Annotated in this window: 7 protein-coding genes and 1 tRNA gene; 5 read left to right on the top strand and 3 right to left on the bottom strand. The window is 69.6% G+C overall.

Features of this window, described 5'->3' with window-relative positions; translation table 11 throughout:
- The 5 genes from QHF83_RS47150 to QHF83_RS47130 form a co-directional block, all read left to right on the top strand.
- Positions 1-1,050 (top strand): hypothetical protein (locus tag QHF83_RS47150; protein WP_282424709.1); only part of this gene is annotated, 1,050 nt, incomplete at its 5' end.
- Between the two features lie 123 nt (positions 1,051-1,173).
- Entirely contained in the window at positions 1,174-2,856 is a 1,683-nt protein-coding gene (locus tag QHF83_RS47145) for a 1-acyl-sn-glycerol-3-phosphate acyltransferase (RefSeq protein ID WP_282424708.1), read from the top strand.
- Positions 2,853-3,788, top strand: coding sequence for an NAD(P)-binding domain-containing protein (locus tag QHF83_RS47140; protein WP_282424707.1), 936 nt, complete (start codon positions 2,853-2,855; stop codon positions 3,786-3,788). The genes QHF83_RS47145 and QHF83_RS47140 overlap by 4 nt, the downstream gene beginning before the upstream one ends.
- 85 nt (positions 3,789-3,873) lie before the next feature.
- On the top strand, positions 3,874-5,427 hold the full coding sequence (locus tag QHF83_RS47135; protein WP_282424706.1) for a serine/threonine-protein kinase: 1,554 nt from the start codon (positions 3,874-3,876) through the stop codon (positions 5,425-5,427).
- Between the two features lie 43 nt (positions 5,428-5,470).
- Positions 5,471-6,118, top strand: coding sequence for an HAD family phosphatase (locus QHF83_RS47130; RefSeq protein WP_282424705.1), 648 nt, complete (start codon positions 5,471-5,473; stop codon positions 6,116-6,118).
- A 23-nt stretch (positions 6,119-6,141) separates the two neighbouring features.
- Here the strand turns inward: QHF83_RS47130 and QHF83_RS47125 are convergent, their stop codons facing one another.
- The 3 genes from QHF83_RS47125 to QHF83_RS47115 form a co-directional block, all read right to left on the bottom strand.
- Entirely contained in the window at positions 6,142-8,523 is a 2,382-nt protein-coding gene (locus QHF83_RS47125) for an MYXO-CTERM sorting domain-containing protein (protein WP_282424704.1), read from the bottom strand.
- Between the two features lie 138 nt (positions 8,524-8,661).
- Positions 8,662-9,231 (bottom strand): hypothetical protein, encoded by a 570-nt coding sequence (locus QHF83_RS47120; protein ID WP_282424703.1) that lies wholly within the window; start codon positions 9,229-9,231, stop codon positions 8,662-8,664.
- Positions 9,232-9,325: 94 nt separating this feature from the next.
- A tRNA-Leu gene (locus tag QHF83_RS47115) sits at positions 9,326-9,407 on the bottom strand.
- Positions 9,408-9,488: the final 81 nt, after the last annotated feature.

Here is a 9,488-nt window from a genome sequence, read left to right as displayed (position 1 = left end):
GTCGGCGGGTCCGGCGGCGTCGGCGGGACGGGCGGCATCGGCGGGACGGGCGGCGTCGGCGGAGGCGAGGGCGGCACCGGTGGCACCGGCGGCGGCGGGCAAGGCGGCGCGGGCGGCGGCGGCGGGAGCTTGCCCGATTGCATGGGCGGCCCGGAGATCGTGCTCGCCATGAATCACTTGCTGATCGGCGATACGGATCCGGACGGGACTCCGAACCCGGCGACCGCCTGGAAGCAATACGGAAGGAACATCGACGGGGACGTGTCCACCAAAGAGTCGACCGGCCTCTGCAAGCCCGTGGGAGGCGCGCCGCCGGCCGTCGTGTATCCCGACGGGAACAATGGAATCGACAATTCGTTCGGGAGGAACGTATTGCCCATGTTCCTGGGGCTCGTCGCGGACCTGAGCACGCAGACGAACGAGGCCATCGCGAACGGTGAATTCACGCATCTGCTCTCGATATCGAACGTCGGTCAGGAGGCGTGCACGACGTCGAGCAAGCTCTTCCTGGGCGGGAATCTGGGCCAGCCACCGACCTTCGACGGGAGCGACGTCTGGCCGATCGACGCGTCGTCGCTCACGGACCCGGCCGATCCGACGTCGGCGGTCTGGTCGTTCTCGTCCACGGCCATCACGCAGGGCGCGGTCGACACGATTTCGCCGAGCCAGTTCACGCTGCGGCTCAGGTTCCCAGGCCTCGACATGCACCTGCCCATTCACCAGGCCCGCATTTCGATGCAGCTCGACGCGAACCAGCAGGGCGCCACGGGCGGCCAGATCTCGGGCGTCATCTACACGAAGGACCTCACGGACGAGATGGCAAAACAGGCCGGCCAGCTCGACGAATCTTTCTGCGATCCGAGCAGCCCGACGCTGCAGAGCATCCAGAATCAGCTCCGCCAGGCCTCGGACATCCTGAGCGACGGGACGCAGGATCCGACGAAGGAGTGTGACGCGATCTCGATCGGGCTCGGCTTCACGATGAAATCGGCGCAGCTCGGGAGCGTGGTGCCGGCCGCGCCGCCGCCGCCGGATCCCTGCGTGCCTTGACCTGACGAGGCGCGCGCCCCCGCCGCCGGAAGCCTGCGCGGCTCGAGCTCACACGCGGCGCCTTCGCGGCGACGGCACATCGTGCTCGCCCTAGGCCGCGAAATTTTCTAGATCAAGAAGGCCATGCAGGACGACGCCCCCATCTTCGGGTTCAACGCGGCGCGGGAAGACATCGTGCGGACTGTGATCTCGCGCGTCGTGCTCTCCACGAAAGATCCCCTGCTCGCGCTGAACGACGCGGCTTACCACGAGACGAAGCGCCTCGAGGCCACGAAGCGCGGGCCCGAGGAGCAGAAGGAGCTCGCCGAGTGGCAACGGCTCGCCCGCGCCCTCGGCCGCATGGACGACGGCGAGCGGCGCCAGAAGCTCGTGGAGGTCGTCGATCACATCGGCTGGGACGTGGCCGGGAACTTCGATCCGCGCGTGTTCAAGGTGTCGTCGAAGCTCCTGCCGCCGATCGTGACGTACCTGCTCGCGCCGCGGACGCTCGTGCGCCTGGCCCGCGATCCGAGGCACCTCGTGAGCCTGTCGGCGCTCGATGACAAGGTGCGCGTGGAGGGGCCGGTCGAGGAGCTGCGCGAGCTCTCGCGGCAGGGGACGGCGGTGTACGTCCCGACGCACCTCTCGAACATGGATTCGATCGTGTTCGGCTACGCGCTCGAGCGCGCCGGCCTGCCGCCCGCGACCTACGGCGCCGGCAAGAACCTGTTCACGAACCCCGTGCTCTCGTTCTTCATGCACAACCTCGGCGCCTACCGCGTCGACCGGAGGGTCCGGCACAACCTCTACAAGGACGTGCTGAAGACGTACTCGTGCGTGCTGCTCGAGCGCGGCTACCACTCGCTGTTCTTCCCGGGCGGGACACGCTCGCGCTCGGGCGGCGTGGAGCGGCGGCTGAAGCTCGGGCTGATGGGCACGGCGATCGAGGCGTACGCGCGGACGCTGCTCGCGAACCGGGAGCGGCGCGTGTACTTCGTGCCCGCCACGATCAACTACCTCATCACGCTGGAGGCCGAGACGCTGATCGCGGACTTCCTCGCCGAGGCCGGCAAGGGGCGCTTCATCATCGAGGACGACGAGTCGTCGCGGCTCGGGCGCGTGACCGCGTTCATGCGCAAGATGTTCGACATGCAAGGCGCCGTGGTGATCCGCTTCGGCAAACCCATCGATCCCTTCGGCAACGTGGTCGACGAGCGCTGCCGATCGTTCGATCGCCGCGGGCGCGAGGTCGATCCCGCGAGCTACGTGAAGGACGAAAGCGGGCGCGTGACGCTCGATCCGGTGCGCGACGCGCAGTACACGCGCGAGCTCGGCGACGAGATCTGCAAGGCCTACCTGCGCGACACGGTGGTGCTCGAGACGCACGTGGTCGCCGCCGCGAGCTTCGAGCGGCTCAGGCGCGCCTCGCCCGCCGGGGATCTCTTCACGGTGCTCCGGCAGCGCGACGTCGTCGTGGTGCCGCGCGACGAGCTCGCCAAGGACGTGGTGAAGCTCCGCGATCGGCTGGTCGAGCTCGCGGATCGTGGCGAGATCGTGGTGGGCGGGTTTCTCCGGACCGCGTCGGGCGGCGACATCGTGGAGCGCGCGCTCCGAGCCTTCGCCGGCTACCACGCCTCGCCCGTGCTCGCGTCGCGGCCGGACGGGATCGCGATCGTGGACACGAATCTATTGTTTTATTACCAGAACCGGCTCGCCGCCCACGGGATGGCCTGGGACGTCATCGCGCCCCCGGGCGTGCCGCCCGCGCGGCCGCCGGTCTTCACCAAACCCGGGGCGCAGGAGGCGGCGCAGGGAGGTTTGTCGTGACGGAACAGAGCCAGACGCCGAGCGTGGGGATCGTGGGCGGCGGGCCCTGGGGGCGGGCGCTCGCGACGGCGGCGCGCCGGACGGGCGCGGCCGTCGTGCTGCACTCGCGGCGAGATCAGCCGGAGAGCGATCCGGGCCTGCACGTGACGGTCGATTACGCGGAGGTCGCGAAGGCGCGGCTCGTGGTGATCGCGGTGCCGTCGTCGGTCGCGCGGAACGTGCTCCGGGCGCTCGGCGATCATCTCGGCGGGCAGCACCTCGTGGTGCACGGAGTGCGCGGGCTCGGGGCCGAGGAGCTCGAGACGGTGAGTGATCTCGTGCGTGAAGAGACGCCCGCGCGGCGCCTCGGCGCGCTCGGCGGGCCGGTGCAGGCCGGCGAGCTCATCGAGGGGCGGCCGTCGGCGATGGTGATCGGGTCGCGGTTCCCCGAGGTGATCACGGCCGTGACACGGGCGTTCCAGAGCCCGAGCCTCCGGGTGTACGGGACGAACGATCTGCGCGGGCTCGAGTGGGCGTCGGCGCTCGTCGGGTGCCTCTCGATCGGGGTCGGCTACGCAGAGGAGGCGGGCGCAGGGCCGGGGCTCTTGGCGGCGCTGATCTCGCGCGGGGTCGACGAGGCGGCGCGGCTCATGGCGGCCGCGGGCTGCGAGGAGCGGACGATGTTCGGGCTCGGCGGGTACGGCGATCTGCTCGCGTCGATCGCGCTCGAAGATCGGCCGGAGGTGGTGCTCGGCAAGGCGCTCGCGCGGAAGGTGCCGCTCGATCAGGCGATCACGATGGCGAAGCTCCGGGTGGAGGCGATCCCGCTGATCCCGCGGATCGCGCGGTTCGCCGAGGAGCACCGGGTCACCGCGGGGACGTTCCGGGCGCTCTCGGACATCCTCGCCGGCGGGCGCCCGCAGGCCATGCTGGATCGCATGTTCGCAGGGTAGTCACGAATCTGGACGGACCACGTCGAAAACCTGCCGCTACGGCGCGGCGGATCCCGCTTGCACCGATGCACGATCCTGACCGAACATGAACCCTGTGTCTGCCGCGCAAAGCCTATCCGACAACGAGCCGGTGAGCGTCGGCAAGTACAAGCTGATCGCGAACCTCGGCCGCGGGGGAATGGCCGACGTGTTCCTCGCCGTGGTCGCGGGGCCCCTGGGCGTGAACAAGCTGCAGGTCGTGAAGCGGCTGCGCGCCGAGTTCGCCGAGGATCCCGAGCGCCGGGAGATGTTCCTCGACGAGGCGCGGATCGCGACGCGCCTGAATCACCCGAACGTGGTGCAGACGTTCGAGGTGCACGCGGAAAAGGGCGTGTACTTCATCACGATGGAGTACCTCGAAGGCGCGCCGATGAACCGGCTCATCAACCGGTCGTCGCGCACGAAGACGCCGGCGCCGCCCGGGGTGCTGCTCCGGATCCTGGCCGACGTGCTCGCAGGGCTGCACTACGCGCACGAGCTCGCCGATTACGACGGCAAGCCCCTCAACATCGTGCATCGCGACGTGAGCCCGCACAACGTGATCGTCTCGTACGACGGTCAGGCGAAGCTGCTCGATTTCGGGATCGCGAAATCCGACGTGCGCATGATGGAGACGCGCACGGGAATCATGAAGGGAAAGCTCGGGTACATGGCCCCCGAGCAGGTGCGCTGCAAGCCGCTCGATCGGCGCGCCGACGTGTTCGTCGCAGGCATCGTGCTGTGGGAAATCCTCGCCGGCCGCAAGATGTGGGACAAAGCCGCCGACATGGAGGTGCTCCACAAGCTCGCGACGGGGGATCTGCCGTCGATCGAGTCGGTTCGTCCGGACGTACCTCCCGCGCTCGCGAAGATCTGCGGCAAGGCGCTGTCATACGATCCGGCAGATCGATATACGACCGCCGCCGAGATGCGCGCCGCGATCCTCGACTACCTCGACAGCGCGAAGATCCGCGTGACGCCGGAGGACATCGGCAAATACGTCACGTCGGTCTACGCGGACAAACGCGCCGAGATCCGGAAGATCATCGAGCGGCAGATCGCGAAGCTGCGGCAGAGCGAGGCGTCGTCGCCGTCCGCGGAGGACATGCCCGCGTCGTCGATGCGCGTGATGCGCGCGGACACGGCCCACGGCGGGAGCGAGCCCGGCGTGGGGGCGAACCTGCCGAACCTGCGCAGCATGCCGCCGTCGATGGAGGCGCCCGACACGATCGCGCCGGAAATCCCGCCGCCCCCGAGCCTGCCCGCCCCAGCGTCGCTGGAGCCGCCGCCGGTCACGCCGACGCTCGACCGAAACGCAGGGCCAAAGACAGAACCACCCGCGGTGCGGACGAAGCAGCTCACGCCCGTCGTCGTCGAGCAGCCGGCGGAGCTGGTCGAGGCGGGGCCCGAGTCGTCGCGCGGGTCGGAGCGTGTTCGCTGGCTCGTGGCGCTCGTGGTGGTGTTCGCCGCGGCGGTGGGCGCGTTCGTGGTCCTCAGGATGCGACAAACCCACGCACCGCCGGCGCCGCCCGCGGCCGTGGGGACGTCGCCACACGATGCGAAGCAGCCGAGCTCCGGGCCGGTCACGCCGGCCGCGACGACGACGACGCCGAGGAAGTGAAGCGCTTGCCGGGGCGGCGCGTCGTGCTAGTCGGCGGCTCGACATGAGCCGATTTTCCCCGCGCGCGCTGATCTTCGACATGGATGGGCTGCTCGTCGACTCGGAGCCGCTCTGGCACCACGTGGAGCGCGCGTTCGCCCGCGCGCGCGGGGGCGAGTGGACCGACGAGATGGCCCTCGCCTGCACGGGGCAAGGGATCGGGCGGATCGTGCACATCATGGGGGAGCAGATCGGTTTCGAGGTGGACGAGGCGCGCGACGTGGCGGAGCTCGAGGATCGCTTCCTCGCGCACGTGGAGAGTCTTTCGCTGAAGCCGTTTGCCCGGGCGTTCCTCGACGAGGCGCGGGGGCGGCTGCCGATCGGGCTCGCGTCGTCGTCGCCGCGGCGGCTGATCGACGCGAGTCTGAAAAGGTTTGGCCTGACGGACCATTTCGACGTGACGGTGTCCGGGCAGGAGGTGCCGCGGGCGAAGCCGTGGCCGGATGTGTATCTGCGCGCGGCGGAGCGGCTTTCGGTCGGGGCCGAGGGGTGCCTCGCGCTGGAGGATTCGAAGAACGGGGTGCGAGCCGCGAAGGGCGCGGGGATGGCGGTGATCGCGGTGCCCGAGGGGGACGGGGGCGCGTTCGTGGAGATCGCGGATGTTGTGGTGAGGAGCCTGGAAGAAGCGCGGGCGCTCGTGCTGTTGCCGTAGCGCCCGCGCCTCATCGTTTCAGGTCAGCTCTGGCGGCGGCGACGCGCGAGGAGCGCCGCGACGGCCGCGAAGGCGGCGAGCGAGGCGCCCGCCGGGACGCTGGAGGAGCCAGGGACCGAGCAGCCGCAGCTCCCATCGTCATTGACGGGCGGGGTGGTCGGGTTGCCGCCCGCGCCGCTGCCACCGGCGCCACCGGCGCCACCCGCGCCACCCGCGCCGCCCGCGCCACCGCCGCCGCCCACGCCCGACGATTGCTCCGGGGTGAAGGTCAGGTTCGTGAAGAGGCCGTCGCCGTCGCCGGCATTGGCGATCATCACGTACGCCGTCTTCATGCCGGCCGGGACCTGCGCGGTGGTGTTGTACGCATTCAGGCCCGAGGCTCCGCCGCCGTCCGGCGTGAGGACGACGGTGCCCTCCGTCGGCTTGAAGGGCCCGTACGTGAACTGGAGGGGCTCCTCGCCGAAGCGGACGAGGATCCTGGGCTCGAAGCTGCCGCCGCCGCCGAGCGGAGAGCCGCCGCCCGTGGTCGCGCCGTCGAAATCGATGGTGAACGATTCGGTGTTCTCGGGCAGGTTCACGCGGACCTGGACGACGCCGGGCACGTAGCCCTGCTGGTTCGAGCCGACGTTCGCCGCAGCCACGCTCGGCGCGAACCAGACGCCGAGGGGACCGCCGCCGCTGCTGCCGACGACGAGCGGGCCTTGCATCGTGGAGCCGGTGAATTCGAGGATGCGCTTGCACTCGGGCAGGACGCCGCGCGTGGTGAACGCCGCCTCGAGCTGGGCGGCGACGGCGTCGCCGAGCGCGGAGGTCTTGACCTCGGCCAGGATGAGCTGGGCCATGTCGTGATAATGGAGGTCGCCCGAGGGCGCGGCCTCCATCGCGGCGAAGACGGCGAGGTCGAGCTCGCCTTTCTGGACCTCGGACAAACCCTTGCGGACGTCCCAGAGCGCGCCGGAGAAGAGGGTCGCGTCCTGGTGGACCTCGCCCGCGATGGCCGTGGGGCACGCGTCGGCGGCCGCGAGGCTGCGAATGGCCTTGCCGCTCGGATCGGCGTCGAGGACGGCGTATTCGCCGACGTCGGGGTCGCCCGTGATGGCCGACGAGAAGTAATCGGCGAGGCCTTCGTTCATGCCGCCCGGCGAGAAGACGAGGCCATACGCGTCGAGGTGCGGGGTGCCGACGAGCTGGATCGTTGCATTGACGACGGCGTGCGTGAACTCGTGGTAAATGACGTCGCCGTCGTAGGCGTAATCCTTGACCGGGCCCTGGCCGAACATCATGGCGCCGCCCGAGATGTCGAAGAGCACGCCGAAGGGATTCGAGGGATCCGCCGGCGAGAAGAAGGCATTCTGGAACGGGACGAGCGGGACGTTCGGGTTCGAGATGTTGCCAGGATTGCCGCCGAAGAGGCCGTCGGGCAGGCGGAGGTTCGCGACCGCGTCGATCGGGCCGTCCTGGACCTTGAATTCAGGATTGAAGGTCCGGAAAAACCGATACGCGATCTCGGTGTGCGCATAGATGTGGAGCTCCGAGAACGGATCCTCGGGCGCCGTGTCTTCGGCCGGCATGGTCGAGAAATCGAGCGTGCCGGGGTCCGCCGTCACCGTCTGCACGAGCTCACAGACATGGATGGGGAAGCCCATGATGTTCTTCGTCGTCTTCATGTCGATGCAATTGCGCGCGACGACGAGGGGGCTCGAGAGTTTGTCGGCCCCGTCCGGCAAGTTCAGCGTGACCGCGTGCGTCTGCGGCGATTTGACCGGGTTCGACGGGAAGACGTCGGCCTGGTGCACCGAGACGGCCGCGTTGTAACGCGCGACGACGTCGCCAGTCTTCGCGTCGACGACGACGACGGGCGCATACGGGATGCCGAGACCGGGCGCATAAAAATGCCAGGCGAGGACATTGCCGCCGCCCGAGGGCCAGACCACGAGCCGGGCCGTCTTGGGGTCCATTTCGACGCCGGCGGACTTGGAGGCTTTTTCGGCGACGTCCTCGGCCGAAAGCGCGGGCACGACGTCGGCAGGCAGGTCCTCGGCGAGGCGCGCCGTGACGATATGCGCGACGCCGTCGTCGCCGTACGAGACCGTGGCGCCACGATGCAGCACGGGCACGCCCTGGTGCATCTGCGGCATCTTGACGATGCGCCGGCCGTCACGCAGCGTGGCCGCACGCGAGGGGCCGAGCGAGAGGCTCTGCGACCAGGGCGCGCGCTCCGCGAGGATGGCGCGCGCCGAGGCCTCGAGCGCCTGGGGCTCTGCGCCCTTGACCGAGGCGAGCGACTTCTGCGCGGGCGAGAAGGAGCCCACCTCGAGGAGTGTGCGCGGCCCGGAGGCGGCGAACGCCGTCCCGCCGAGCGCGAGGACCATCAAGCTTGCCGAGAAGGATGAAAAAAAGCGCATCGTTGACCCTTGCTTTGGGAAGTCCGAGGACGTGGGACACACACAGGAAAGGGCGCGTCCGAATGCGATCCTAGGAAGCCCCGAAAGCGAGGGCAACGATTGGAATCGTCCGACGAGAATGTAGCGTCGGAAAATTGACTAGTCGCGGATGCTTTCACACCGCGGGCAAGCCGCCTTGAGCCGCTCGCTCGCGCGATCGATGCGCGCCTGCGCGGCAGCACAACGATCGTCCTCTTTTCCAGCGAGGTCGCAGAGGCGCGTGGCGGCGCGCTTCATCGAGGCGTACGCGCGACACGCGCCATGGCAGGGGCTCTCGTCGCCGCCCGCCGCCGACATCCCCTCGGGCGCAGGCGTGGTCGGCTTGGCGACGCCCGCAGGCGCTCGCTTGGGCTCCGGCTGCGGACGCGCATCCGCGGCCGCCGAGGACTTTCTCTCCTCGTCCGGCACGCCCATCACGTTGAGGAAGGTGCTCTCCCAGCGCGCCAGTTCCATCTGGGCGTCGTCCGGGGTCCGGAGGTCGTCGGAGGTGACCGGCGACGGGGTCATGGACGTGGCCGCAGGAGGCGGCGGCGGCGGCGCGGGCTCGGCCGCGAACGCGGCCGCCGTGGCCGGGGCCTCCGAGGGCGCCGGGGCCGCCGCGCAGGCGGTGAGCGCGAGGAGCGCGAACGGAAGGAACCAGGACGCCGGACGCAGGAGACGCAAGGACATGTCGAAACCCCCAAACGCGAAAAAGGCCGGCACCTTACGGTGACCGGCCCTTTTCACTTTCTCTGACTCGCGGCCCGTGTGGGCCGCTTCGGGGTGCGAAGGGGGGGACTTGAACCCCCACGGTGTTACCCGCTAGCACCTCAAGCTAGTGCGTCTGCCAATTCCGCCACCTTCGCTCGGAACCGCTTGCTTCGAGGCGACGGAACCTACCCGTTTCGCCCCCAATGTCAACCATTTTTTTCACGAGGCCGTCGAGC

Origin of the sequence: Polyangium sp. 15x6, from assembly GCF_029960785.1 — a bacterium.
Lineage (GTDB): Bacteria > Myxococcota_A > Polyangia > Polyangiales > Polyangiaceae > Polyangium.
This window is presented reverse-complemented; position numbering and strand designations above follow the sequence as displayed.